The 24,819-nt window shown below is 72.1% G+C and carries 21 protein-coding genes and 1 pseudogene; 10 read left to right on the forward strand and 12 right to left on the reverse strand.

From position 1 onward, the window contains the following. Positions 1 to 336 precede the first annotated feature (336 nt). The gene (locus tag ACZ3OF_RS31915; RefSeq protein ID WP_467308252.1) at positions 337 to 2,610 is read left to right on the forward strand and encodes an FG-GAP-like repeat-containing protein; all 2,274 of its coding nucleotides are present in this window, start codon (positions 337 to 339) and stop codon (positions 2,608 to 2,610) included. Between the two features lie 176 nt (positions 2,611 to 2,786). Next, the gene (locus ACZ3OF_RS31920; protein ID WP_467308254.1) at positions 2,787 to 4,229 is read left to right on the forward strand and encodes a PAS domain-containing protein; all 1,443 of its coding nucleotides are present in this window, start codon (positions 2,787 to 2,789) and stop codon (positions 4,227 to 4,229) included. Positions 4,230 to 4,264: 35 nt separating this feature from the next. Here the strand turns inward: ACZ3OF_RS31920 and ACZ3OF_RS31925 are convergent, their stop codons facing one another. Further along, complete coding sequence (locus tag ACZ3OF_RS31925) at positions 4,265 to 5,032, reverse strand: SIS domain-containing protein (protein ID WP_467308256.1); 768 nt, start codon at positions 5,030 to 5,032, stop codon at positions 4,265 to 4,267. A 160-nt stretch (positions 5,033 to 5,192) separates the two neighbouring features. Here ACZ3OF_RS31925 and ACZ3OF_RS31930 point away from each other — a divergent pair, with 160 nt between their 5' ends. After that, on the forward strand, positions 5,193 to 5,885 hold the full coding sequence (locus ACZ3OF_RS31930; RefSeq protein ID WP_352190820.1) for a metal-dependent transcriptional regulator: 693 nt from the start codon (positions 5,193 to 5,195) through the stop codon (positions 5,883 to 5,885). Positions 5,886 to 6,024: 139 nt separating this feature from the next. On the opposite strand, the gene ACZ3OF_RS31935 is transcribed toward ACZ3OF_RS31930, so the two are convergent. After that, the gene (locus ACZ3OF_RS31935; protein WP_467308260.1) at positions 6,025 to 7,152 is read right to left on the reverse strand and encodes a MerR family transcriptional regulator; all 1,128 of its coding nucleotides are present in this window, start codon (positions 7,150 to 7,152) and stop codon (positions 6,025 to 6,027) included. A gap of 478 nt (positions 7,153 to 7,630) precedes the next feature. Here ACZ3OF_RS31935 and ACZ3OF_RS31940 point away from each other — a divergent pair, with 478 nt between their 5' ends. Further along, positions 7,631 to 8,482 (forward strand): alpha/beta fold hydrolase, encoded by an 852-nt coding sequence (locus ACZ3OF_RS31940; protein WP_361677357.1) that lies wholly within the window; start codon positions 7,631 to 7,633, stop codon positions 8,480 to 8,482. A gap of 93 nt (positions 8,483 to 8,575) precedes the next feature. Here the strand turns inward: ACZ3OF_RS31940 and ACZ3OF_RS31945 are convergent, their stop codons facing one another. Beyond that, on the reverse strand, positions 8,576 to 9,805 hold the full coding sequence (locus ACZ3OF_RS31945) for a serine hydrolase domain-containing protein (protein WP_361677360.1): 1,230 nt from the start codon (positions 9,803 to 9,805) through the stop codon (positions 8,576 to 8,578). 334 nt (positions 9,806 to 10,139) lie between these two features. Here ACZ3OF_RS31945 and ACZ3OF_RS31950 point away from each other — a divergent pair, with 334 nt between their 5' ends. Beyond that, positions 10,140 to 11,396 (forward strand): hypothetical protein, encoded by a 1,257-nt coding sequence (locus ACZ3OF_RS31950; protein ID WP_467308263.1) that lies wholly within the window; start codon positions 10,140 to 10,142, stop codon positions 11,394 to 11,396. A gap of 72 nt (positions 11,397 to 11,468) precedes the next feature. Here the strand turns inward: ACZ3OF_RS31950 and ACZ3OF_RS31955 are convergent, their stop codons facing one another. Together ACZ3OF_RS31955 and ACZ3OF_RS31960 are read right to left on the reverse strand one after the other, a co-directional pair. Continuing rightward, positions 11,469 to 11,972: a DinB family protein gene (locus ACZ3OF_RS31955; RefSeq protein WP_361677365.1), complete on the reverse strand. Its 504-nt coding sequence runs from the start codon at positions 11,970 to 11,972 to the stop codon at positions 11,469 to 11,471. Between the two features lie 7 nt (positions 11,973 to 11,979). After that, complete coding sequence (locus tag ACZ3OF_RS31960) at positions 11,980 to 12,930, reverse strand: arginase family protein (protein ID WP_467308265.1); 951 nt, start codon at positions 12,928 to 12,930, stop codon at positions 11,980 to 11,982. A gap of 88 nt (positions 12,931 to 13,018) precedes the next feature. Here ACZ3OF_RS31960 and ACZ3OF_RS31965 point away from each other — a divergent pair, with 88 nt between their 5' ends. Then, entirely contained in the window at positions 13,019 to 14,224 is a 1,206-nt protein-coding gene (locus ACZ3OF_RS31965; protein WP_361677369.1) for a hypothetical protein, read from the forward strand. 48 nt (positions 14,225 to 14,272) lie between these two features. Here the strand turns inward: ACZ3OF_RS31965 and ACZ3OF_RS31970 are convergent. Both ACZ3OF_RS31970 and ACZ3OF_RS31975 read right to left on the reverse strand, forming a co-directional pair. Beyond that, positions 14,273 to 14,449, reverse strand: a pseudogene (locus tag ACZ3OF_RS31970) (DUF1062 domain-containing protein); the annotation flags it as partial. 41 nt (positions 14,450 to 14,490) lie between these two features. After that, the gene (locus tag ACZ3OF_RS31975) at positions 14,491 to 14,667 is read right to left on the reverse strand and encodes a hypothetical protein (RefSeq protein WP_361677372.1); all 177 of its coding nucleotides are present in this window, start codon (positions 14,665 to 14,667) and stop codon (positions 14,491 to 14,493) included. 47 nt (positions 14,668 to 14,714) lie between these two features. On the opposite strand from ACZ3OF_RS31975, the gene ACZ3OF_RS31980 reads away from it, so the two are divergent. After that, positions 14,715 to 15,239, forward strand: coding sequence for a GNAT family N-acetyltransferase (locus ACZ3OF_RS31980; RefSeq protein WP_467308268.1), 525 nt, complete (start codon positions 14,715 to 14,717; stop codon positions 15,237 to 15,239). Positions 15,240 to 15,302: 63 nt separating this feature from the next. On the opposite strand, the gene ACZ3OF_RS31985 is transcribed toward ACZ3OF_RS31980, so the two are convergent. The 4 genes from ACZ3OF_RS31985 to ACZ3OF_RS32000 all read right to left on the reverse strand — a co-directional run bounded on the left by ACZ3OF_RS31985 (position 15,303) and on the right by ACZ3OF_RS32000 (position 19,419). Continuing rightward, positions 15,303 to 15,755 carry a subtilase-type protease inhibitor gene (locus tag ACZ3OF_RS31985; RefSeq protein WP_361677378.1) on the reverse strand — a complete coding sequence of 151 codons (453 nt, stop codon included), beginning with the start codon at positions 15,753 to 15,755 and terminating at the stop codon, positions 15,303 to 15,305. A gap of 417 nt (positions 15,756 to 16,172) precedes the next feature. Further along, a complete protein-coding gene (locus ACZ3OF_RS31990; protein ID WP_361677381.1) occupies positions 16,173 to 17,804 on the reverse strand; it encodes a transporter in 1,632 nt (543 codons plus the stop codon). Further along, positions 17,801 to 18,682: an ABC transporter ATP-binding protein gene (locus ACZ3OF_RS31995; RefSeq protein ID WP_467308270.1), complete on the reverse strand. Its 882-nt coding sequence runs from the start codon at positions 18,680 to 18,682 to the stop codon at positions 17,801 to 17,803. The genes ACZ3OF_RS31990 and ACZ3OF_RS31995 overlap by 4 nt, the downstream gene beginning before the upstream one ends. Before the next feature lie 59 nt (positions 18,683 to 18,741). Then, entirely contained in the window at positions 18,742 to 19,419 is a 678-nt protein-coding gene (locus ACZ3OF_RS32000) for a bifunctional DNA primase/polymerase (RefSeq protein ID WP_361677387.1), read from the reverse strand. A gap of 267 nt (positions 19,420 to 19,686) precedes the next feature. On the opposite strand from ACZ3OF_RS32000, the gene ACZ3OF_RS32005 reads away from it, so the two are divergent. After that, complete coding sequence (locus tag ACZ3OF_RS32005) at positions 19,687 to 21,069, forward strand: transcriptional regulator (protein WP_361677389.1); 1,383 nt, start codon at positions 19,687 to 19,689, stop codon at positions 21,067 to 21,069. A 180-nt stretch (positions 21,070 to 21,249) separates the two neighbouring features. Next, a complete protein-coding gene (locus tag ACZ3OF_RS32010; protein ID WP_467308273.1) occupies positions 21,250 to 22,809 on the forward strand; it encodes a hypothetical protein in 1,560 nt (519 codons plus the stop codon). Positions 22,810 to 22,854: 45 nt separating this feature from the next. On the opposite strand, the gene ACZ3OF_RS32015 is transcribed toward ACZ3OF_RS32010, so the two are convergent. Continuing rightward, positions 22,855 to 24,144, reverse strand: coding sequence for an ABC transporter substrate-binding protein (locus tag ACZ3OF_RS32015; protein ID WP_361677394.1), 1,290 nt, complete (start codon positions 24,142 to 24,144; stop codon positions 22,855 to 22,857). A 203-nt stretch (positions 24,145 to 24,347) separates the two neighbouring features. Here ACZ3OF_RS32015 and ACZ3OF_RS32020 point away from each other — a divergent pair, with 203 nt between their 5' ends. Next, the gene (locus tag ACZ3OF_RS32020; RefSeq protein ID WP_361437463.1) at positions 24,348 to 24,794 is read left to right on the forward strand and encodes an SCO4402 family protein; all 447 of its coding nucleotides are present in this window, start codon (positions 24,348 to 24,350) and stop codon (positions 24,792 to 24,794) included. The last annotated feature ends 25 nt before the right edge of the window (positions 24,795 to 24,819 follow it).

Genomic DNA, 24,819 nt, shown 5'->3' on the forward strand with positions numbered 1-24,819 from the left:
GCTCGAGTTCGGACGAGAGCCGGCCGGACTTACCGGCGGCCCACGGGTCGGGTGACTGCTTGGGTATCGGCAGCTGTCCTGCCGAGGTGCACAGAGTGCGACGGCAGGCCGTTAGCCCGCAGTCACCTCACGAGTCCGAAAAGAAATCATGTTTTCGGATCACCTCCTTTCGCGTGTGCTCCACACCCTAGGAACCCTTCCGCGAAGCCTCAAGCGATTTATTGCGGTCCAGGCTCCAGGCCGTTCTGCGTACAACCATTCGACCTGGTCATGGGTCTCATCGAGACCCGGCGCACGAGGCGCCCGGTCTCTCAGGGAATGGGATGGGAACAGACCTTGATCCATGCACGTTCGGCCCGTCGTCGGCTGACCGTGGCGGTCACCGCCGCACTCGCCGTCACGACCGGTGCCTCGGCGTCTCTGGTCCTCGCCCCGCCTGTGGCGGCGGCGACGTCCGCCCCGGCCGCCGAAGGTGACGCTGCTGAAGCGGAGGTGGCCGAGGGCGCCCCGGTCGACATGCCGCCGGGCGTCGTGGTCAGCGGCATCGGCAGGACCGGCTTCCTCACCCTCGCCGAGGGCAGCAACCCTCGGTGGAGGTGGACACGCTTCTCGGACGGCTCCACCACCGAGATGAACGGCCCCTCCCGCGGCTCGGCGTCGGACATCGTCGTGGTGGAGCAGCCTGACGCCTACCTGCTGCACGACATGGCCGGCGGGGCCGCTCCGGTGAGGATCGACAGGGACGCCCTCGGCAGCGACTACACCCTGTACCGGGCGGTCGGCCCCGCTCTTGTCATGACCGCCCCCAATGCGGCAGGCGGGAGAGACCTGCACTTCGTCGACAAGCCGGACGGCGTGCTGCGGGACCGTACGGTGAAGGGTCTGCCCGAGGGAGCCACGTTCGGGGGTGTCACCGTCGACGCCCCGGTGGGCACGTTGGTCGTCCGCTACACCCTCGGTACGGCGGCGTCGACCACGAACCACATCGCGTTGGTCGACATCGCCACGGCCGCTGTGATCGAGAGGCGTGACACCGGTCGTGCCACGCCCGTGAGGTCCGCTGCCGCGTCGGCGACGCACCTGGCCTGGACCGAGACCAGCTCGGAGGCCGGCCGGACGCTCGTTGTCGCTCCACGCGGGGCGGGTGATCCGGAGCGCACCGTACTGGGAGGCGCCGGAGCCCTCACGGTCGACCTGCTCGGTGACTGGGTTCTGTACGCCGAACGGCGGGGCGGCCAGGCAACCGCACCCGACCCGCTTCACGCGCTGACCGCCCGCTCCTTGAAGACCGGTGCCACCGTCCGGCTGCTGGACCACACATACGGTGCACAGGTCGCCGCCGACGGCGCTCTTTTCGCCGACGGCGGCAGCGTGGAGCACGGGGAGGGGCTGTACCAGGTCTCCCTCGACGCCGACGGAAAGCCGGTCGCGACCATGGTGGCGAGTACCGGTGAGCCCACCCAGGTAGCCATCCTGAAGACCGCCGTTCCCTCGGTGATCGACCTGGACCGTGGCAGCGGAGTGGTCTCCCTGGACACGACTGTCAGCCGGCCCAACGTGCGTCTGGAGATCGAGCTGACCCATGTGGCATCCCAGAGGCGGTGGACGGCCACGAGAGTGGACCCGTCCGGAATCCTCGACCGCGGCGCCGCGACCATCAGCACGTCGTGGGCCGGCCGCTTCAACCGGGAGCCGTACGAGAAGGGGGAGTTCACCGCCGCGTACAACGGGGCGTACCACTGGCGCGTCACGGCGTCGCCGTTGAACGGCATCGGCCCCGCCACCGAACGCTCCGGCAACCTCACGGTGGTCCGCAAGGAGGCGCCGCACGACTTCACCGACAACGGTTCCCCGGACCTTCTCGTCGTGGACCCCGCAGGTCGGCTCAACCGCTACGACACCTCCTATCGCCCGGAGATCGCCACCCTTTTCTGGCCCACGGTCTCGACCGTGGGAGAGGGCTGGCACAGCTACGACCGGTTCGCTTCACCCGGAAACCTGGGTGGTGCCCCGCACGCCGATGCCGTGACTCGGGACAGGACGGGCATCCTCTGGATCCACGAGGGCACGGGTGACCGAGGAGAGGTGTTCGCCCCTCGCAGGAAGGTCGGAAGCGGCTGGCAGGTCTACAACAAGATCACCGGCGGCAGTGATCTCAACGGCGACGGCAAGCCTGATCTGCTCGCCGCAGACACGGCCGGGGTTCTCTGGTTCTACGCCGGTACGGGAAACATCAACGCGCCGTTCGCTCCGCGAAAGAGGATCGGTGGCGGCTGGGGTGTCTACAACCAGCTCACGGCCACGGGCGACATCGCCGGAGCGGCGGCAGGAGACCTCGTCGCCCGCGACAAGGACGGTGTTCTCTGGCTGTACCTGGGCAAGGGCGAGGGCACTTTCGCCGCCAGGACGAGGATCGGGGGCGGCTGGAGCGCGTACTCCCACGTCGTCGCCGTGGGTGACGCCACCCGCGACGGACGGCCCGACCTCATCGCGTACGGCTCCGGCGGGGCCTACCTGCACCGGAGCAACGGCGACTGGCGGGCCCCGTTCGCGCCCCGTCGAGTGACAGCGGAACCCTGGCCCAGTGCGAAGGTCATCGCCGCCTTCTGAACCCCAAGGACGGTGTCGTGAGGGGTGCGCGGCTCTCGTCGCCCCGCACCCGCCCCGTGTTCGTTTCCGGGACGCAACGATTTCATTGAACCGGGTGTGTCCTGCGTCACGTTCAAGTTGAATGATCTGAGACGTGCGGATGCACGTGCGTACACCGTCCTGCAGGGGGTGCCGGGATGAGTGCTGCCAGGAGTGGGACCGCGGAGCGGCGCGACGCGGAGGGGCCGGGGGCCGATCTGCTCGCCGCGCTCCTCGACGGAATGGACGCGGCGCTCTGTGCCTTCGACGCCGATGGTGCCGTCACGCACTGGAACAAGGAGGCCGAGCGGATCCTCGGCTGGTCGGCCGAGGAGGCCGTCGGGCGGCGCGGCTTCGAGGGGTGGGCGGCGCGGCCCGCCGACGCCGTCGAGGCGCTGGCCCGCCTGATGGCCGCGATGGAGGCGCCGGGCCGGCTGGTGAACGAGTTCGCGCTCGTACGGAAGGACGGCGGCCGCGTCCTCGTACGGACGCAGTCCGCGGGCGTGCGCGGCGCGGACGGGAAGCCCGCCGGGGTGTACTGCGCGTTCAGCGAGGTTCATGCGCAGATCGATCTGGAGCGCTCGATCGCGCTCAGCGAGGCGCTGTTCGACGACGCGTCCTGGGGTGTCGTCCTCGTCGACGTGGACCTGCGCCCCACCGTCGTCAACGGCCACGCGGCCCGGGTCATGGGCGCGGGCCGTACGACCCTGCTGGGGCGGCCGCTGGGGGAGCTGATCGCGCAGGGCGTGGAGGAGCTGGAGTCCGCGCTGGAGCACGTGCTCGCGGAGGGCGCGCCGAAGGGCGCGGCCGAGGTGTGGGTGACGCTCCGGACGCCGGAGGGCGAACGGCGGCGGTGCTGGCGCAGCGGGTTCGTGCGGCTGGCGTCGCCGCTGGCGGAGGAGCCGGTTCCGCTGGGGGTCGGGTGGCTGTTCCAGGACGTCACCGAGGAGCGGCTCGCCGAGCAGGAGGCGGACCGGCTGCGCTTCCGGTACAGCCAGTTGCACCGCGGGGGCGCGGTGGCGGCCGAGTGCGAGGACCCGAGGGAGGCGGCGACGGTCCTGCTGGACTTCGCGCTGGCGGGGTTCGCCGACCACGCGCTCGTCGACGTGGCGGCGGGGGAGCGGCGGCTCGTACGGGTGGCGGCGACGCCGACGGGCGAGCCGGGCCCGGTCGTACCGGTCGCGGGCGGCGGCATCCCGCTGCGCTACCCGTCGGGTCACCCGGTCCTCCAGGCCCTCTCCCGTACGGGACCGGTGCGGGCGTCGGCGCCCGCCACGGCGGGCCCGCAGGCGGCCGAGGACTGGGCGACGACGCGCCACTGGCCGCAGGACGCGGTCCACGCGCTCTGCCTGCCGTTGCGCAGCCGGGGCAGGACGGTGGGCGCGGTGACGTTCCTGCGCTCCGGGTCCCGTACGGCCTTCGAACGCCCGGACGCGGTCTACGCGGAGGCGGTGGCGGTACGGGTCGCGGCCTCACTGGACCTGGCGGGGGCGACCGGGGCGGGCACGGGTACGGATACGGGCACGGCTCCAGGCTCCGGCCCCGGCTCCGGTCCTGGATCGGGCTCCGGTTCCGGTTCGGGATGGCCCGGGCGGCGGTAGCGGCAGTCGCCCCGGGCCGTCGAGCCCCGTCCCGGTCAGTGGCGGAAGAAGATCCGGTCGGCGTACTCGGTCATCACGCGGCCGTTCCACTCGTGCCCGCCGTCGACGTTCCCCGACCGCAGCAGCGGCGGCTCGATGCCCAGGCGGACCATCTCCTCGGCCGCCGCGGCCATCGTGGCCTGCATCAGGGCGCTGGTGACGACGGTCGAGGCCGGGGCGAAGGGCGCCTCGATGGCCTCGTGCGTCAGCTCGGCGTCGCCGACCGCGATCCGCGAGTCGAGCACGATGTCGCAGTGGTCCTTCAGGTACGTCCCCGAGACGTGCCGGGACTTCGTCTCCGTCGCGTACGCCACCGAGGTGACACCGATCACCGTCAGCCCGAGGGCGCGGGCGTTCATCGCCATCTCGACGGGCAGGGCGTTGCGGCCGGAGAGGGAGATGATGATCAGGACGTCGCCGGCCTTGGCGGGCGAGGAGTCGAGCACCGCGCCGGCGAGGCCGTCCACGCGCTCCAGGGCGGAGCCCAGCGTCGCCGGCATGACGTCGACGCCGACGACCCCGGGGACGGCCAGCAGGTTCATCAGGGCGAGGCCGCCCGCCCGGTAGACGACGTCCTGGGCGGCCAGCGAGGAGTGGCCCGCGCCGAAGGCGAAGAGCCGGCCACCGGCGGCGACGGCCTTGGCGATCGCGGTCCCGGCGGCGGCGATCTCCTCGGCGTCCTGGTCGCGGACCTGCTGGAGCAGGCCGATCGCCGCATCGAAGAACTGTCCTGCCAGCTTGGACTCGCGCGCGCTGTCGCCCATTGCCGAAGCTCCTTGTCGTCGTGTCGCGGATCACGGTGCGGTCTGGACCATTGGTCTGTCAATACTGCCTTTCTCCTTCGTTTCTCCGGCGGGGCACGGTTGTCGGTGGGATGCGTAAGAATTGGTGCAGGGCCAGCGCACGACTCATCGAGGGGCACGTATGTCCGGACTGATCGACACAACGGAGATGTATCTCCGCACCATCCTCGAGCTGGAGGAGGAAGGTGTGGTCCCCATGCGCGCCCGGATCGCGGAGCGGCTCGATCAGAGCGGCCCGACGGTCAGCCAGACGGTGGCCCGCATGGAGCGCGACGGCCTGGTGGCCGTCGCGAGCGATCGACACCTGGAGCTGACGGACGAGGGCCGGCGGCTGGCGACGCGAGTGATGCGCAAGCACCGGCTCGCCGAGTGCCTGCTCGTCGATGTGATCGGTCTGGAGTGGGAGCAGGTCCACGCGGAGGCCTGTCGCTGGGAGCACGTGATGAGCGAGGCCGTCGAGCGGCGCGTCCTGGAGCTCCTGCGGCACCCGACGGAGTCGCCGTACGGCAACCCGATCCCGGGCCTCGAGGAGCTGGGGGAGAAGGCCGAGGCGGAGTCCTTCCTGGACGACTCGATGGTCTCCCTCGCCGACCTGGACCCGGGCGCGGACGGCAAGACGGTGATCGTGCGCCGGATCGGGGAGCCGATCCAGACGGACGCCCAGCTGATGTACACGCTGCGCCGCGCGGGCGTGCAGCCCGGCTCGGTGGTGAGCGTGACGGAGTCGGCGGGCGGCGTCCTGGTCGGCAGCAGCGGCGAGGCGGCCGAACTGGAGCCGGACGTGGCGGCTCACGTCTTCGTGGCGAAGCGCTAGGCGGCAGTGAACGACGCGGAGTCCCCGCGGGTTCGACGGGCATCCCCGTGAACCCGCGGGGGTTCCGCGTTCCCGCCGGGCCCCGGGAGGTTCGTTCCGGCGAGTCGGCCTCTCGCGGCGTGCTCGCGCACGACGCGGTTCAGGCCACGAGCAGGCGGAGGCCGAGTTCTGCCGCGTCGAGGGCGACGATGTCCCGGTTCCGCTCGGCCCACCGGCCTGAGGCGAGGTCGTCGCGGAGCCTGTCCACGGCCCGCAGCTCGGCCTGCGGCCCGACCCTGGTCCAGACCGACACCGCGCGGCGCACACGGTCGTCCAGGTACGCCTCGGGTCGGCGCCAGTGGGCCTCGAAGAAGCCGTCGGCGCAGTCCCACGGGATGAGCACCGGCTCCGCGCGGCCCCCGATCGCGTGGGTCAGGTCGGCCGGCGAAGGCCAGTCGACGAGAAGGTCGGCGAACTCGGGCAGATAGTCGCGGGTGAGCCAGAACCGGTCACGCCAGCCCGTCCCACTCGCGTCGTACGTGAACACCACCACCCGGCGGGCCACGCGCCGCATCTCACGCAGCCCGGCGACCGGATCCGGCCAATGGTGAACGGTGCTGACCGCCATCGCCGCGTCGAAGGTCCGGTCCGCGAACGGCAGGCGCTCGGCACTGGCGGCCACACACGGCGCCGCGTCCGCAGGACGCTGCGCCCGCATCACCGCGGACGGTTCCACCGCCGTGACATCGCGGTCCGGGGGCTCGTAGGACCCGGTGCCGGCCCCGACGTTCAGGACCGTCCGTGCGTCCCCGAGCGCATCCCAGATCCGCGCGGCGATCCGTGGCTCGGTGCGCCGCGTCGCCGGGTAGGCGGACCCGATGGTTTCGTACAACTGTGCGCCGAGGACCTTCAGTTGCTCTTCCGGCGTCGTTCTGATGCCCAATGCCCGTCCCTCCAGTTCCCTGTCGATGGCCGTCACCATGGCGTCGGCGCGCTCGCGTTGCTCGAGGAGCAGGCCGCGCAGCTGGCGCAGGTGCGCGACCGCGTCGGTGGCCGGGTCGTCGACGAGATCCGCGATCTCGCGCAGTCCGAAGCCCAGCCGCCGGTAGGCGAGCACCTCCCGCAGGCGCTCCACGTCGCCTGCCGAGTAGGCCCGGTAGCCCGCCCCGGTCCGCGCGGACGGCCGCACGAGGCCGATCTGGTCGTAGTGATGCAGCGTGCGGACGCTCACGCCGGCCAGCTCGGCCACACGTCCCACGGTCAGGTGCGCTTCCACGCCTCCGACCATGCGGCATGACGTCACGTGAGGGTCAAGGGCCTCGCTCCCGGCGCCGCGCCTGCACGTGTTCCCGGCCAGGTCCGGGGGCCGGAGTGCCTCCGCGGCCCGTTTTACGGCGGAATCGCCACGCCCGTGGCCCTCGGCGTGCCACGCTGGGGGGAGCCGTACGGCCGGGGAGGGGTGGGTGCGATGGAGTCGTCCGGGGTGGTGTGCCGCCAGACAGAGGGCCCCGGCGCCCATGGGCGCCGGGGCCTGTCCTCCCCTGTGTCGACCCGGAGCCCCGAGCTCCCAGGGTCGTTCCCCTCGGACCGTTTTCCCCGAGCGGTCCGCCTCCCGCTGAAGATCTCCCCTCGGCGGCCCGCGTCAATCCTTGAGCACGGTCACTCGAACGAGGGGTGTTACGTGGCAGAACCCCATTTTCGAATATGGGTTCGATAGTCTGGCGGTGCTCGACACGCTCGATGGGAAAGAGGGGGTGCCAGGGAACATGGTGCGACGTCTCGATGTCACCGGGGCCGGCGGCGTACGCCTGGCTGCCTGGGAGTTCACGGAAGAGCAGGCGAGGACGACCGGCTCCGGAGTCTTACTTCTGCACGGTCTGATGGGCCGCGCCTCCCACTGGGCCCCCACCGCCCGCTGGCTGGCCGGGCGCCATCGCGTGGTCGCCCTGGACCAGCGCGGTCACGGCCTCAGCGACAAGCCCCCGGCGGGCCCCTTCACCCGCGAGGCGTACGTCTCCGACGCGGCCGCCACCGTCGAGCAGCTCGGCCTCGGCCCCGTCACCCTCGTCGGCCACTCCATGGGCGCGCTCACCGCCTGGCAGCTCGCCGCCGAGCACCCCGACCTCGTCCAGGCCCTGGTCATCTGCGACATGCGGGCCTCCGCCCTCGGTGCCGCCTCGCAGCGCGAGTGGCAGGACTGGTTCCGCCGCTGGCCCGCGCCCTTCGCCTCGCTCGACCGGGTGCGGAAGTGGTTCGGCGAGGAGGACCCCTGGGTCGAGCGGCCGAACCCCGCGCGCGGCGAGTTCTTCGCCGAGGTGATGACCGAGCGCCCCGACGGCTGGCACCCGGTCTTCGACCCCACCCAGATGCTGACCTCCCGGGAGACCTGGGTCCACGACGCCCACTGGGACTCGCTCGCCCAGGTCCGCTGCCCGACGCTGGTCGTCCGCGGCCTGGACGGCGAGTTGGGCCGCGCCGAGGCCCAGGAGATGGTCCGCGTCCTCCCGCGCGGGGCGTACGCAGAGATTCCGGACGCCGGCCATCTCCTCCACTACGACCACCCGGACGCCTGGCGCACGGCGATCGAGCCGTTCCTCAACGGCGTCCTGACCTCATAGCCCTGACGTCACGAAAGCTCCGACCGCATCGACCGGATCGACCGGGCGGCAGGCCGTATCGGCCCGTATCGGCCGGACCGTATCGGTCTGCCGTCACAGACGCGTCTCGCTGAGCGGCGGGGGGACCGGCCGGTCGTACACGTTCTCCGGCGTCACGACCTCGGTGACCGCCCGGGCGACCAGCGTGCTCGGCTCCTGGCCTCCGGACGAGATGTCGGTGTTGAGCATGAGCACCATGGTCGCCTTCTGCGAGGGCAGATAGACGGTCACGGTCTCGTAGCCGGGGATCGATCCGTTGTGCCCGATCCAGCCGTCGGTCTCGAAGATGCCGAGGCCGTAACTCGTGTCGGGGAGGCCCGTCGGCAGCACCTTGAGCCGCTCGGCCTGGGTCTCCGGGCTGAGCAGCTCCCCGGTGGCGACGATCTTCGCCCAGCGGCGCAGGTCGTGCAGGTCCGAGATCATCGCCCCCGCGGCCCAGGCCCAACTGGAGTTCCAGTCCGTGGAGTCGGTGACCGCGCCGCTCGGCGTCTGGTCGGTGTACCCGCGCGGATGCGGCTCCGGGAACTCCGCCCCCTGCGGGAACAGCGTCTCCCGCAGGCCCGCCGGGCGCAGCACCTGCCTGTCGATGAAGTCGGCGAGGCGCTTACCGCTGACCTTCTCGACGACGAGACCGAGGAGGATGAGGTTGCTGTTGCAGTACTCGAACTGCGCCCCCGGCGCGAAGGTGTTGTCGTGCCGGTAGCCGTAGGCGAGCACCTCTTCCGGGGTGAACGAGCGCCTCGGGTTGCTCTCCAGATCCTGGAGGAACTCCGGGTCGGAGGTGTAGGGGAAGAGGCCGCTGCGCATCTCGGCAAGGTGGCGCAGGGTGATGTTGTCGCCGTTGGGTACGCCGTCGATGTAGCGGGAGATCGGGTCGTCGAGCCCGATCCTGCCCGCGTCGACGAGCTTCAGGAGCGCGGTGACCGTGAAGGTCTTGGTCTCGCTGCCGATCCGCACGGAGCCGTAGGTGGTCATCGGCCTGCCGGTGACCTTGTCGGCGACACCGGTGGCACGGACGTAGCACCCCTTGCCCGGCATCCACACGCCGGCGACGATGCCGGGGATACCGGCCTCCTCGCGGACGTCCTCGATGGCCTTGTCCAGCCGGGCGGTCAGCTCGGGACCGAGGCCCCCGCCGCCCCGGCAGTCCTCCGAGCCGTGCCCACCGGCACCGGCGGGGAGGGCGGAGGGGAGCGCGGTGGCGGGTGCGGTGGCCATCGGAGCCAGTACGGACGCCACGAGGAGCGCTGCGGCGAATAGACGGCGGGCGGGGGTACGTCGCATATCGGTGGCGCCTCTTCCGGTTCAGGATCGGGAACGCCAACGTGACCCCCGGGATGCCCTCGTACGCCCCTTCCGCGTCCCCGGGCCCCGGTGAGTCCACTCGTTCGGACCCGGGGACCCGGGGACCCGGCCCCGGACCGGACCCGGACGTGGTCGAGACGGCCGCCGGGAACAAGAGGGTCGAGGTCATCAAGGAGCGGGACGCCCCGCCGGAACCGTCGGCAGGGACACAGGGGCGGCACGGACTGCCCTCGGCCTTGCCTCCGCGGCCCTCACGCGTGGTGGCTCCCCGGTGCTAGGAGTGGAGACAAGCCGCCCAGCAACAGGAGCCACCATGAAACGCGACCGCGACCGCGAAGAGCCTGGGTGGCCCGCCCCCGCGCCCCGGGGGACCGAGACCCGGTCGCGGGACCGGAGCGCGGCCCCGGCACAGGGGAACTCCGTACTCGCCCCGGACACGCTCGCCGCGCTGCAGCGCAGCGTGGGCAACGCGGCCGTGGCCCGGATGGTGCAGCGCTCCTCCGCGCCGCAGCTGCCCGGCTCGCAGGCACCGGCCCACGACGCGCACGACGACCACGACCACGCGCACTCCACGGAGTCCCACGCCCACGGACCGGGCGGCGAGGTACCCGTCCAGCGCGTCCTGGCGAAGGGCCTCGACCGAGGGACCGCCGTCGTCAAGCACGAGGACGACGGAGACCGTCCCGGCTACACGATCGACAAGTTCAGCCTCGGGTCCTATCTGATCGTCGGCCCGGACAGCAAGAAGGTCCGCGTGTCCCCGGTCGCCAAGGACTGGGGAACCGTCGAGGGCGCCGAGGAGTCCCGCGCCAACTACCTGGCCTCCCGTCAGAAGGAGCTGGATCCGGCGGTCCTCGCCGCCAAGCAGAAGCAGCAGGACCTCAACCTCGGCGAGAACTACCTCAGCGCGGACTACCGCCGGATCAATCCGCTGCTGGCGGCCTTCGCGGAGGTCGGCTACGCCCCTTCCCAGATCACGGCCCCCGACTTCTCCTTCCAGGCGAAGGAGCAGGAGGTACTCGACGCATGGCGCCGGGTGGCCGTCGCGCGGAACTACGCGACGCAGGACACCACGGAAGGGTGGGACGCGAACCACCTCCGGAACACGTACGAGATCTTCGCCCGCATCAACGGCGTGTGGAGTGACTTCGACAAGCCCCCCGCGAATGCCGACGGGCAGGTGGTGCGGGGCGACAGCAAGCACGTCTACGACTCCTTCGAAGGCGTTCTGAAGCCCGACGAACACCCCGACGGCGGCTACGTCACGATCAACAGGACGGTCGAATGGCCGGCGATCCTGTCCACGACCTTCGGCGATCCGCTGACCCACACGTACGTGGCGGGCAAGGAGGTCGTCTGGGAGTTCAGCCTGCCGGACGAGCACCAGGGGAGGTCGCTCGGCAAGAACAACGCGTCCGAGCAGGAGATGACCTTCCCCGTCGGCACCAGGATCGACATCAAGCGGATCCTCGTACGGAAGGGCAGTTTCGCGTCGGAGATGGAGTCGAAGTACGGCAAGAGCGCGACCGTGATCGTGTTCGCCGACATCCTCGGGCGGGACACCGCCTGAGGATGTCCCGTACCGCACCACTCGGGGGCCGGGTCCGCGGGGCCCGCCCGTCCGGCCCTCCCCGGACGGGACCTACTCGCCGACCGTGCCGTCGATCGCTTCGCGCAGCAGGTCGGCGTGACCGTTGTGGCGCGCGTACTCCTCGATCATGTGGGTGAGGACATAGCGCAACGAGACGGTCTCGCCCCGGAACTCCACCGTGCCGTCGAGGGAGTCGAAGCTGTCGGCGACCGCGCGGGACTCCTCGCATGCCTCGTGCCAGACGGCGAACGACTCGCCCACGTCGGCGTCGTCGACCTGGAAGTCACCCGGAACACCGTCGACCGCGGGCCACCGAGCCCTGAGCTGCTCGCCGTTCAGCACCGAGCGGAACCAGCCGCGCTCGACCTCGGCGGCATGGCGGACGAGACCGAGGAGGCACAGGCCCGAGGTCGCGACCGCCCTCCGCTTCAGCTGCTCGCCGGTCAGCCCCTGGCACTTCATGGCCAGGGTGGCGCGCTGATAGTCGAGGAACGAGGTCAACGACGTACGGTCGTCGGCCGCCTTGGAAGGGTGTATGCGCGGGTCATCACTCATCGGGGGATCATGGCAAAGTCCGGTCCACCGGGCCACCTCGGCTCGAAGGCGGGACGGAGAAAGCTGCACCACCGCGGGGCGGCCGCTGGACCGACAGGGCTCGCCGCAGGCACTCGGTCAGCCGGGCCGCGATGGTCCCGTCGGGGTCGAGGCGCGGGTTGAAGATCGTGACGTCGAACCCGACGGCCCGCTCGTGGCCCAGGGCCCTCCTCAGCACGTCCTCCAGCTCGGCCCAGCTCAACCCGCCGGGCTGGCGGTAGTCGACGGCGGGCATGATCGCGTCGTCCAGGACGTCGACGTCGAGGTGGACCCAGTAACCGTCGCCTTCGCCCCCGGTGAGCCGGTCGACGGCGCCGCGCGCGGCCTGGCCCGCGCCGACCGCGCGGACGTCGTCGAGAGGGAGGGCGTACAGCAGGGGCGGGAGCGGCCGGCTGCCCGCCGCGGCGGACTCGTCGGCGTCCCGGAACCCGAACGCGACCACGTCCTCGTCCCGCACCAGCGGCCCCCGCCCTTCGAGATCGGCGAGCGCCCGGGGGCCGCGCCCGGTGGCCAGGGCGAGTTCCATCGACGCGACCTCACCGGTCGGCTCGGCCGACGGCTGGTAGAAGTCCGTGTGCCCGTCCAGGAACAGCAGGCCGTGGCGCCCCCGGCGGCGCAGGGCGAGGAGGTTGCCGAGCAGGATGCTGCAGTCACCGCCGAGTACGACGGGAAAGCGCCCGGAGTCGAGCACCGCGCCGACGACGTCCGCCAGCTGTACGGAGTACCGCGCGATGCCATCCGGGTTGAGCACCCCGGTCGTGACGTCCCGCACCGGGTCGTACGCCGGCGCCTCGACCCGCGCGACCCGCGCCACTCTGCCGAGTACGGCCCCCGGCAGCTCCTCGACCCCGGACGGCCGCAACCCGAGCACGGACGGCGCCTCGACGACGGCGAGGCCACGCTCGCTGGGCAGCGCCATACGTCCATGGTGTCCCACCCGGGCAGGCCGTGCGCACGTCGAGGAAAATGCCCTGCTCAGCGCGGTGCCGGAGCAGTAGCATCCCCGGATGCGAAGCATCGAGTCCCTGATCCCGCGGGCTGGACACGACGACACCGCCGCCCTGCGGGAGGTCGACGCGGAGGAACTCGCCCGGTACGTGGCGGACACCGCGCACCCGTGGTGGCGCCGCAGGCCCTGTGTGATCGCGCTGGCCGGCCGGGTCCCGGAGCGGTACGTCCCCGAGCTGACCGCGCGCATTCACGATGCCCGCGACACCGGCGAGGTGCGCAGGGCCCTTCTCGACCTGCTCGCGGACCGGGCGGAGCTGCTGCCCTGGCTGCGGCACGAGGACCGCCGCGCCGACACCTCGTACGGCATGGGCGAGGCCTTCCTGAAGGCGCGGGGCCTGCTCGGCGACCGTTCGGCCGCGCGCGATCTGGCGACGCTCGCCGCCTCACCGTGGCAGCGCGTGAGCGCCGCGGGCGAAGCCGGTCTTGACGCTCTCGTGGACCGGTACGGGGCGGACGCGATCCTGGCCGAACTCGGCGTGGAGCGGCCCGAGGACCGGGCGTTCCGCGTCCTGACGCGGTACCGCGCGGACGAGGACGTGACCGATGCGCTGGCGGACCCGGACCGGGCGGTCGCCCACCTCGCGCAGTCCCTCTCCACGGACGCGGACCGCCTGCGCGCCTACCTCGACGAGGCACCGACGACGGAGGCGAAGCTCTGGGCGGCGTACGGCTTGCACGGCCTCACCGAGGACAGGACCGAGATCCGGACGATCCACGAACGCCTGGGCCGCCCCCGGGTCGAGGTCGAGGGCCTGGACGAGGACCTGCGCGCCGCGATCGTCCACGAGTACGGCCACGGTTGCGAGCGCCTCAGCGACCCACGGTGGCGGATCGAGGCCCTGTGCACCGACCCACCCGCCCGCCCCGACATGGACGCCCAGCTCCGCCGCGCGACGACCGCCCTCACGACGGCCGGCCTCGCCCCGGAGCCCCCGGTCTCGTGCGGCGAGGACAACCAGCAGGGGGACGGGACGTACTACGTGATCGAGACCGGCGAGGACCGCGTCCTGATCAGCACCCTGGGCCCGTTCGCCACCGCCGAGAACGACGACACCGCCGCCCGCCGGGCACTCGAACGCGCGGGCTTCCGCTGGATCGACGGGGAGACGGGCGCGATCCGGGTCACGGACCTCTGCGTCTACTACTTCGGCAGCCGATCGCCCCTCACGGTGGACACGCTGCTCTTCTACTGGCAGGACTAGGGCCTGCCCGGCGGATCATGCCGGGCAGGCCCCTGGTCCCCAGGGCGCTCAGCGCTTGAGCATGAAGGTGAAGTCGCCGGAGAGCTTGCCGCTCAGCGGGACTGCCGAGACGAGCTTTCCCTCCGTGATCAGTCGCTCGGTCTCGGACCGCGAAAGACCGCACCCTTCGGCGATCAGTCGCACCGGCCGGACAGGGATCCGCGCCGCGAAGCGGACCGAGACTTCAGTCGCCCTTCCGTGCTGGAGCCCGGAGTTCGGGGCGCGGCTCAGGGTCGGGCATCAGCCCGGAGCACCCGCATGGTCACGGCACCGTTCGCCGCCGCGCCGGGGACGTGCAGCGTCACCGGCCCGTGCTCGGCGAGCATCTGCTCGCGCCGCTCGGTCGGCAGGTCTCCGCCGCAGACCGCGACCGTGCACCCGCAGCCGGGGGCGAGGCTACACATGAAACCTGTTTGCGGGCCCCGCCGTTGCGTGCGTAGCGTCGCCGATCGTGACTGCGACCCTGCGTACCCGGCGTCTGCTTCTCGAGCCGTACGTCCCCGATGACGAGGACGGCTTCGTCGCCCTGTTCCAGGACGCGCGGGTGTCCCGCTGGATGGGGGACGGGCTGTCGTCCGAGGCGGACGACCGGGCCCTGTTCGGGCGGATCTTCAGCAAGGTGTACGCCGAGGAGCTGTTCGACGTCTGGGCCGTCCGGCGGGACGGGCTGCTGGTCGGGCATGCCGAGATCAAGCGGACCGATGCCGTCGACGGTTTCGAGATCATCTACGCCCTCGCCCCCGAGGTCTGGGGCTCCGGCCTCGGCGGCGAGGTGGCCGAGGCGATCGTCGCGTACGGCTTCGAGACGCTCGGGCTGACCGAGGTGCACGCCACCGTCGCCGCCCCGAACACGGCGTCGCTGGCCCTGCTGGACAAGCTCGGTTTCGCCTACGTACGGGACGTCACGGAGGACGACGGCAGTACGACCCGCGTCCTGACCCGGACAGCCGACGGGGCGGCCCCGGTGACCGTGTAGGTCGGGGCCGCCCCGTCGCCGTTCGGCCGATGTCACTCGGCCGAGTCGACACAGACCGTGCCGTCAGAAGGTGAAGACCGAGCTCCGCGCCATGCCGCTGCTCATCTCGCACGTGTTGCCGTACGTCGCCGACCAGCTGACCCGTCGGCCGTCCCAGACGCCCTCGCCCGTGACCGTGATCGGGTCCCAGACGTGCGTACAGGGGCTGGTGCCGAACGCCGAGCCCAGCTGGGCGAAGTCGCCGTCGAGCGCGTTCAGTTCCGCGCAGGCCTTCCTGGGTGCCGGGTGGGTGCCCGTCGGGGTCGGGGCGCAGCTCAGGGTGACCGCCCTGTCGATCGTTGCCGTCGCCGCGTCCTCGCCCTTGCCGATCGTGAGGACGAGCGCCGACGGCGGGTACAGCCCGGCGGGCGCGGCCGGCTCGGCCTGGGCGCTGCCGGGGGTCGCCGCGACGGCGACGAGGGCGAGGCCGGTGGCGAGCGCGGTGGTGAAGGCGGTGTTGCGGAGTGCGTAACGCACGAGGGTGTCCCTTCGAGGCGGGTGCTACGTGATTGCGCACCGGAGTCTTGTTGATGCGGAGGGTGATCGCACATCCTCCGCCGCTTTCCGGTCACGACCGAACGTTCGGGCTGTTCGGGAGGGGTGCGGCGGCCCGCCGAGAGCGCTTCCGCGCCGGTCGTGCAACCTCGAACGACGTCCTGACCTGCGAGGATCCGAAATTTGTTCGATCTTTGAGCAGTCGACGCGGGCCCTGTTCGACCGGAAGCCCGTCCCTGGACCCCCCGGAGGGGTGGCACCGGAGCATCCCTGCGCGGGCGAGCGCACCGACGGCGAATGGTGGGGCCTGAACGGCTCCTTCTGAGCCCTGGAAGCAGTGCGGGTGGCCGGTCCCTCGGACCGGCCACCCGTCGCATCAAGCCCCCACGGGGCTCCTGCTCACCCCTTGCTCACCGCCGCCAGGATCTCCGGCAGCCGGTTGGCCGTCCTCGGGGCCGCCAGTTTCAGGCCGCCCCAGGCGAGGAGCGCGCCGTACAGAGTGCCGGTCGGCAGCAGGATCCAGAGCAGGGACTCCTCGTCCGCGAGGTGGAGATAGATCGTCGCGCCGATCACCGGGGCGCACAGCAGCGCGCCCCCGATCATCCCGCCGAAGATCGAGATCCACGCCAGACCGCCCTGCCCCGGGGCGACGTTCTTGTACGCGTTGTCCTGCGGGATCGAGTACGGGAAGTTGGCCGACGTCACCGCGCCCGTCGCCAGCATCGCGCCGAGCAGGGCGAACGCCAGGCCGAGCGCCTCCGGGAGGGAGGACCAGTCGCCCAGGGCGGCCGCCGTCGCCGCCGTCACCAGGACGGTGTAGGGCAGGGTGATCAGGAGCAGCGCGAGCGCCCGCGCCCGCAGTTCGGCGTACGCGTCCGCCGCCGTCGAGATCGTCTGGGCGACCATCCAGAACGCCGAGGTGTCCTGCCCGAACTGGTTGTACATCTGGATGCCGAGCATGCCGGAGGCGAAGCACGCGAAGTAGATCGAGCCCGTGCCCTGGAAGGCGTTGAAGAGCGGGACGATCGCACCGATCGCGAGCGAGGTGATCCAGGCCGCCTTGGTCTTCGGGTCGCGCGCGATGTAGCGCAGGGTGCGCTCCATCACCGTGCCCGTACGCCCGCCGGGCAGCAGCCGCCCGAGGAGTCCGGTACCCGACCGGCCGCCGGCCGAGTCCGGCGCCGCGCCGATCGTCGAGCCGTCCGGTGCCGTCATCAGCTTCACCAGGCTCCGCTGCCACCAGTACAGCAGCGCCCCGAGGGCGGCGACCGTCAGCAGCAACTGGCCCGCCGCGAGCGTGTAGTCGCCCTCGCTCGCCGAGTCCACGGCGCCGATCGCCGAGGCCGGCGGCAGCCAGCCCACGACCGCCGCGGCCGGTTCGAGCGACGAGAGGCCGCCGGCGCGGCTGAGCCGCTGCGCGCCGAAGTTGACCACCTGGATGCCGACCGCGATCAGCAGACCGCTCAGCACCGCCAGGTCACGGCCCTTGCGCGAGGTGAGGAGCCGTACGTTGGCGGCGGCGACGGCCCGTGAGAGCGCCACGCACACCAGGACCACCAGCGGCACGGCGAGGACCGACACCGCGACACCCGCCGCGCCCCGCGCGAGCGCCAGAGCCGCACCCACCCCTATCAACAGCGTGAACGCGGGGCCGACGCCCACCAGCGAGGCCACGAGCAGCGACCGCACCAGTGGCTGCGGCCGCAGCGGCAGCATCACGAGCCGCGACGGGTCGAGCGTCTCGTCACCGCCCGGTACGAAGAGCGGCATCACGGCCCACGACAGGGCGAGGACCCCGGTCAGCAGGATCACGATCGAGTCCGCGTCCGCGTTGCCGCGCATCAGCACGAACGCGAGCACCATCGCCGCCGCGAAGACGGCCGTGATCACGATCGAGACGATGTACGCCGCCGTCCGGCTCGTCGACTGCCGCAGCCCGTTGCGCAGGAGTGACAGCTTGAGCCGTACGAAGACCGACGTCAGCGAGGGGGAGGCCGAGGCGGCCGGAGTGGCCGTGGTCGCCGCCGTCATCGGGCCGTACCGCCGCCCAGCCAGTCCAGGGAGTCCCCGGCCGCTTCCCGCTCGTTCGCGCCGACCAGCTCCAGGAACGCGGCCTGCAGCGACGGTGCGTCGCCCCGTACGTCCGCGAGCGGTCCCTGGGCGCGGATCTGGCCGGCCGCCATGACGGCGACCCAGTCGCACAGCGACTCCACCAGCTCCATCACATGGCTGGAGAAGACGACCGTCGCGCCCGAGCCCGTGTAGCGCTCCAGGACGCCCCGGATCGTCTGCGCGGACACCGGGTCGACGCCCTCGAACGGCTCGTCGAGGAAGAGGACTTCCGGGTTGTGCAGCAGCGCGGCGGCGAGCCCGATCTTCTTGCGCATACCGGTGGAGTAGTCCACCACCAGCTTGTTCTGCGCGCCCGCCAGGTCCAGTACGTCGAGGAGCTGGGCGGCCCGCTTGTCGACCTCCGCACCGGGCAGCCCCCGCAGCCGCCCGCTGTACGCGAGGAGTTCACGGCCGGAGAGCCGCTCGAAGAGCCGCAGCCCCTCGGGAAGGATCCCGATCCGGGCCTTCACCTCGGCCACCGACCCGGGGTCGCGCCACACGTCGTGCCCGGCGACGAGCACACGCCCAGCGTCGGGCCGGAGGAGGCCGGTGATCATGGAGAGGGTGGTGGTCTTGCCGGCGCCGTTGGGGCCGACGAGACCGATGAACTTGCCCGCGGGCAGGACGAGATCGATGCCGTTCACGGCGATCTGCTGCCCGAAGCGCTTCCACAGCCCCTCGACACGGACGGCGGGCACCGCGTCACCGTGGTCCCCGGATGCGCCGCCCGCCGTCGCGGCGTCCGCACGTGCGCCGCCGCCTTCTTCGTTCACGCCGTCAAGTGCCTGGTCAGGCATGGTCCGTCAACCCTCCGGTTGTCCCCGTACTCCGTACGGGCACACCCTAGAGGCCGCCCCTAGGCCCTGCGAGCCCTCTCGGCCGCCGCTTCCCGCCCGCAGGCGTAGGCGAGGGGGCTGATCAGCTCCTCGGCGTCCGGCAGCCAGCGGTTCGCCGGGGTGGGCCGCCGGGCCCACTGCACCGCGCCGTGCCCGCCGACCCGCGTGGGCGGGGCCGCCACGTAGTACCCCTCGCCGCGGGTGGCCAGGTCGATCGAGGCCGGCGCCCAGCCCAGCTTCCGTACGAGATCGGGGACCTTGGTGGCCGCGCCCGGAAGCACGAAGAAGAACATCCGGCGCTCCGGCGTACACGTCACCGGGCCGAGCGTGAGCTCCATCCGCTCCATCCGCGCGAGCGCCAGGAAGCCCGCCGACTCCGGTACCTCGATCGCGTCGAAGGTGCGCCCGGTCGGCAGCAGGATCGACGCCTTGGGCTGCTTCGACCACATGCGCCGCGCCCCGACCGCGCTGCCGGTCGCCTGCGTCGACCAGTCGGGCCTGGCCGGGTGCGCGCCGGGAGAGGCGCACGCCTCCGCGCCGCACGAGCAGCGCTCCCGGCCCTCGACCGCCTCCAGCCAGGTCCCCGGGAACACGTCCCAGTGCCGCTCTTCCGCATACCGCACGGCGCTGTCCAGCAGCTGCTCGCCTCGCTGCTTGGGGATCTGTGCGGCTTCCGTGACTCCGATGGTCTCTTCCACGGTGAACTCAACTGCCGCCGTCACCTGGGGTTACGGGCGGGGATCGGCGCGGTGTGGAGCATCGATCCTGCACGGCGGGGCGCATGGGTGCACGGACGGGGGCGCGCGTGGGGCCGGGGAGCGGTGGAGGGGTAGCCAGAGGTGGGGGGTGTCGGCCGACTGCCCGTGGCCGATGCGTCCGGTTTCGCGTGTTCACATCGGCATTGACCGGATATCCGCCGGGCAGTGATCAGTTCTCATCGATCACACCGGCCTCAGGGGGTAGTCATGTCAGCCAGGCCACTCGTCGCCCGTCAGCCGAACGAACGGCTGCAGGCGCTCATTCAGGAGGCCGGGTGCTCCAACGCCGGCCTCGCCCGCAGGGTGAACATGGTCGGGTCCGAGCGCGGTCTCGATCTGCGGTACGACAAGACGTCGGTGGCGCGGTGGCTGCGCGGTCAGCAGCCGCGCGGGCGGGCGCCGGGGATCATCGCGGAGGCCCTCGGCCGCAAGCTGGGCCGTACGGTCACGATCGACGAGATCGGGATGGCGAACGGCAAGAACCTGGCGGCGGGCGTCGGGCTGCAGTTCTCGCCGACCGTGCTGGGCGCGATCGAGCAGGTCTGCGAGCTGTGGCGCAGTGACGTGGGGCGCCGGGACTTCCTCTCCGGGTCCACGGTGGCGGCCTCCGCGCTCGTGGAGCCGAGCCGGGACTGGCTGATCACGGGCGCGGACGCGCACGTGGCCCGGTCGGCCGGGGCGCGCGTGGGGGTCTCGGACGTGGAGGCGGTCCGGGCGATGACCGGTGCGCTGGTCGACCTGGACCGGCGGTTCGGCAGCGGCCATGTGCGGCCGGTGGTCGTGCACTACCTGAACAGCGTGGTGGCGGGGCTGCTCTCGGGTTCGTACCGGGAGGCGGTCGGGCGGCAGCTGTTCGCGGCGGTGGCGCGGCTCACGGAGCTGGCCGGGTACATGGCCGTGGACACCGGGCAGCCCGGGCTCGCCCAGCGGTACTACATCCAGGCGCTGCGGCTCGCGCAGGCCGCGGGCGACCGGGGCTACGGCGGCTATGTGCTCGCCGCCTCGATGAGTCATCTCGCCGCACAGCTGGGGAACCCGCGGGAGATCGCGCAGCTGGCGCGGGCGGCGCAGGAGGGCGCGCGGGGACGGGTGACACCGCGGGCGGAGGCGATGTTCTACGCGGCGGAGGCGCGGGGCCACGCGCTGCTCGGGGACGCCCACGCCTTCGAGGCGGTCGCGGGCCGTGCAGTACGGGCCCTGGAGCGGGCGGATCCGGAGTCGGGTGACGACCCGTCGTGGATCGCACACTTCGACCAGGCGTATCTCGCCGACGAACTGGCCCACTGTCACCGGGATCTGGGCCAGGCGGAGGCGGCGGCTCGGGCGGCGGAGGAGTCGCTCGTCGGCCATCCCGAGACGCGGGCCAGGCGGCGGGCGATCGGTCTGGTGCTGCTCGCCTCGGCGCAGGTGCAGCGGCGCGAGGTCGAGCAGGCATGCCACACGGGGACGCGCGCCCTCGAACTGCTCGCGACGCTGCGGTCCTCGCGTGGGGCGGAGTATCTGGACGACCTCAAGGAGCGACTGGAGCCGTTCGCGGGGGAGCCTGTGGTGCGGGAGTTCGGGGCGCGGCTCGAACTCCACGCGGCGTGACCTGGTGTGATGGGCGTCACCGTCGAACCCTGCGCCCTGGGGCGATCGGGGCACGCTGGTACGGCAGTTGAGGGTGGTGTCGTTGTGGGTCTGTTACCGGGCTCACACGCGTGTGCGCGGCGCCGGACGCACCCGGTAGCGTGAGCCGACGATTCCGTAGGTCCATCAGTGGGAGTCCCGGTGACGCAGAGCGGACAGGGGCCGGAGCCGCAGTATCCGGCGGTACGGCCGACGCACGAAGGTGTCGTGCTGCCCGCGGAGGGCGGCGTGGAGACCGGCCAGGGCGCGGGCCCGGCCGGGGGTCAGCCGTGGGGCGGCGCCTGGGGCCCCGGTGGCGGGCCGCAGGGACAGCAGTCCCAGCCGCTGCCGCCGGCCCAGCCGCTTCCGCCGGAGGCCGGACCGGGCGGGGCCGCGGACATGCAGGCGACGCAGTACCTCGCGCCGATCCCGCCGCAGGGCGCGCCACCCGCCGGCGGACCGGGGCCCATGCCGGGCGCGATGCCCGGTGCGCAGGGTCGGATACCGGGCGGGCACCCGTCGCCGTCCCACACCCCGCCGCCCGGCGGATACGGATACCCCCACGCCGCCGCGCCCGCGCAGCCCGGCCCCGAGGGCGGCTACGGCTACCCTCCCGCGGCCCCCACGCACCCCGGCGCCGCACAGTCGATGCCCGGCATGTCGGGAATGCCCGCCCCTGGGGCGCCCGTCCCCGACATGCAGGCGACGCAGCACATCCCGCCCGTCGCGGCGCAGGGCGCCGGCTCGGACACCCAGTTCCTCGGCACCGGCCCCCTGGGCCGGCAGCAGCCCGCGGGCGCCTCCGACGCGACGCAGTACATCGCTCCCGTACCGGCGCAGACGCACGGCGAGCGGCAGCCGCCCGCCGAGTTCGACAACCTCTTCCGCAGCGACGCGACGCAGCACATGCCGCAGCAGCAGGCGCCGTCCCGGCAGCCGCAGTCCCGGCAGCAGTTCCCGCCGCAGTTCCAGCAGCCCCCGCACGCCCAGCAGGCGCCTCCGCAGCAGCAGTTCCAGCAGCCCACCGCGCCGCCCCCCTTCCAGGGCGCCTACGACGACGGGTACGACGACGAGCCCGAGCCGCGCCGTAAGTCGCCCGTGGCGCTGATCGCCGCCGTCGTCGTCGGCTGCGCGGTCGTCGGCCTCGGGGCCGGGGCGCTGCTCAGCGGCGGGGACGAGGACAAGGGCAAGAGCCCCGCCCAGAACGTGGCCGCCAGCTCCGGCGCCCCGTCGGCCGAGCCGACCGGCAAGGCGGCCGCCGACCCGGCCGAGCCGCAGGCGAAGGAGCTCGACAAGCTGCTCGCGGACAGCAACGACAGCCGTGACGCGGTGATCCGTTCGGTCGAGAGCATCAAGCAGTGCAAGAACCTCGACCAGGCCGCCACCGATCTGCGGGACGCCGCCGGGCAGCGCCGCGGCCTGGTGACCCGGCTGCAGGGCCTGTCGGTCGACAAGCTTCCGGACAGCGCGGCCCTGACTGCCGCCCTCACCAAGGCGTGGCAGGCCTCGGCGTCCGCCGACGACCACTACGCCGCCTGGGCGGACCAGGTGAAGGGCAACAAGAAGCTGTGCAAGGGCGGGAAGGCCCGGGGCACCTCGCACACGGTCGAGGCGGGCAAGAAGAGCTCCGACGCCACGATCGCCAAGCGCGAGGCGGCCTCGCTGTGGAACCCGACCGCCGACAAGTTCGGCCTGTCGAAGCGGACCCCGACCCAGCTGTAGGGGAGGGGCGGGGGCGCCGCCGGGGAACCGGTGGCGCCACGGCCGCTACGGGGCGCTGAGGACGGTTTCGCCGACGTCGACGAAGCCGGGCTTCTGTGCCACGAGCTGCCCCTTGCGGACCACCTGGAACGTCACCTCGTGGTTGACGATCCGCGGGAAGCGGGGGGCGCCGAGCATGTCCTCGTACCGCCAGCGCAGTTCGGGGGTGAGACCGCCGGTGTCGATCTGGACACCGCGGTCCAGGGCGTGCGCGACGGCACTCGCCGTGACCGTGTCGCTGTCGAGGGACTCGATGACCTTCTTCAGGACGGTGTAGGCGATCCACGTCGTCTGGACGCCCGCGTCGGTCGGGTCGACCCGGTTGTCGGCGAACGCGTGCTCCTTGATCACCTTGCGCATCGGCGCCCAGCGCGCGTCGTTCGCCTCCGGGTACCAGCCCGTGACGTACGCGCCCTCGAAGGGGCTGTGCGCGCCTCCGGTGCGGTCGACGACGGGCTGGCTGACGCTGCCGAGCACGGAGGAGATCCGGATCTCGTCCTTGCCCTTGCCGTCGCCTCCCGGACCGCCCTGACCGTCCTCGCCCCCGGGGAGGCGGCGGAAGGAGTCGAAGAAGGTCTGGGTGCGCTCGCCGAGGACGGCGGCGACGCAGCCGTCCTTGCTGCCGGCCTTGTCGCGGGCGCGCTCTGCCTGCGTGGTGTACTCGGCGGCGTCCTCGACGGCCGGGATGTCGACCGCTCCGTCGTGACTGCCCTTGCGCAGACCGGAGTTGAGCAGGTCGGGCAGCTTGTCGCCGGACAGGGTGTCGGGGCGTACGAGCGAGACCTTGCGGCAGGACTCGGCGAGCTGCCGGCCGTGCCCGGCCATGAGCGAGGCGAGGCCGCCGTTCACCGGGTAGGAGAGCGGGCTGGTGAACTCGTCCTCGGAGATGCCGTAGCCGCCGATGTACGGGATCTCGGCCGCCTCCAGCGGTGCCATGAAGGCGCGCCCGTTCTGGCTGTACGAACCGACGACGGCGACGACGTCCTCGCGGACGGCGCGGCGGGCGCAGTCCGCGGCGCCGGAGGAGGTGTTCTTCTCGTTGCAGGTGAGGATCTTCAGCTCGTGGCCGTCGATGCCGCCCGAGGCGTTGACCCAGCGGGCGAAGGCCTGGGCCATGGCGGGCATACCGGGCTGGTTGGTGGCCCGGGTGCCGTCCGGGGCCCAGGTCATCACCGTGACGGGCTCCCTGGATCCCCCCGTGGTCCCAGGGAGTACGCCACAGCCGGTGAGCAGCGACGCCCCGGCCGCCGCCGTCATGACATACGCGAGGAGTGAGGTCAGTCGCCTACCGGTCATGGACACGCACAATTCCGCCTCACGGGTAACGCAGAAGTGTGCGGGGTTCAACGGGGGGTGACGTCAAGGTGAATTGCCGGGGTCGGCGCCGGCTCGGGAGGGGGCTGGTCCGCCGATCTTGGAAGGGAACGTACGATCGAACGGTGTCCAGTCCAGTCTCGGGTTCGGTGAACTCTTCCCGTCGCGGCCGTCGCTCCTCCACCATGGGCGGCATGCCGCTCAACGACATGCCGTGGTGGCGCTGGCGCAGCAACGTGCGCTCGGCGCTGCACATGCTCTCCGACCCCGGGTTCCACGAGACCACCTGGCTGGCCGGCCATGACGGGTACGGCGACGTCACCGACGCCGTCTACCGCCTCGTGGAGGACACCTGGCTCGACAACTGGTCCGCCGAGAAGTACGTCGGGACGATCTTCCGCGACTCCGGTGAGGCCGCGCTGGTGGACGTGGCCGTGCTGCGGGTGCTGCGGATCATGCACCAGGTGGGGCCCGACGCGCCGTTCTCGGCGTACATGGAGCACCACGGGTGGCCGGAGGCCGTACGGGCCGCCCGCGAGGCACACATACGGATGGCGTCCGCGGACGGCGAGGACCCGGACACACCCCCGCGCTCCCTGGACGTTCTCCGTATCATCACGCGGTCCGCCTGACGGACGTCGGCCCTGCCGCCGTGGC

This window comes from Streptomyces sp. NPDC022552 (assembly GCF_055561875.1).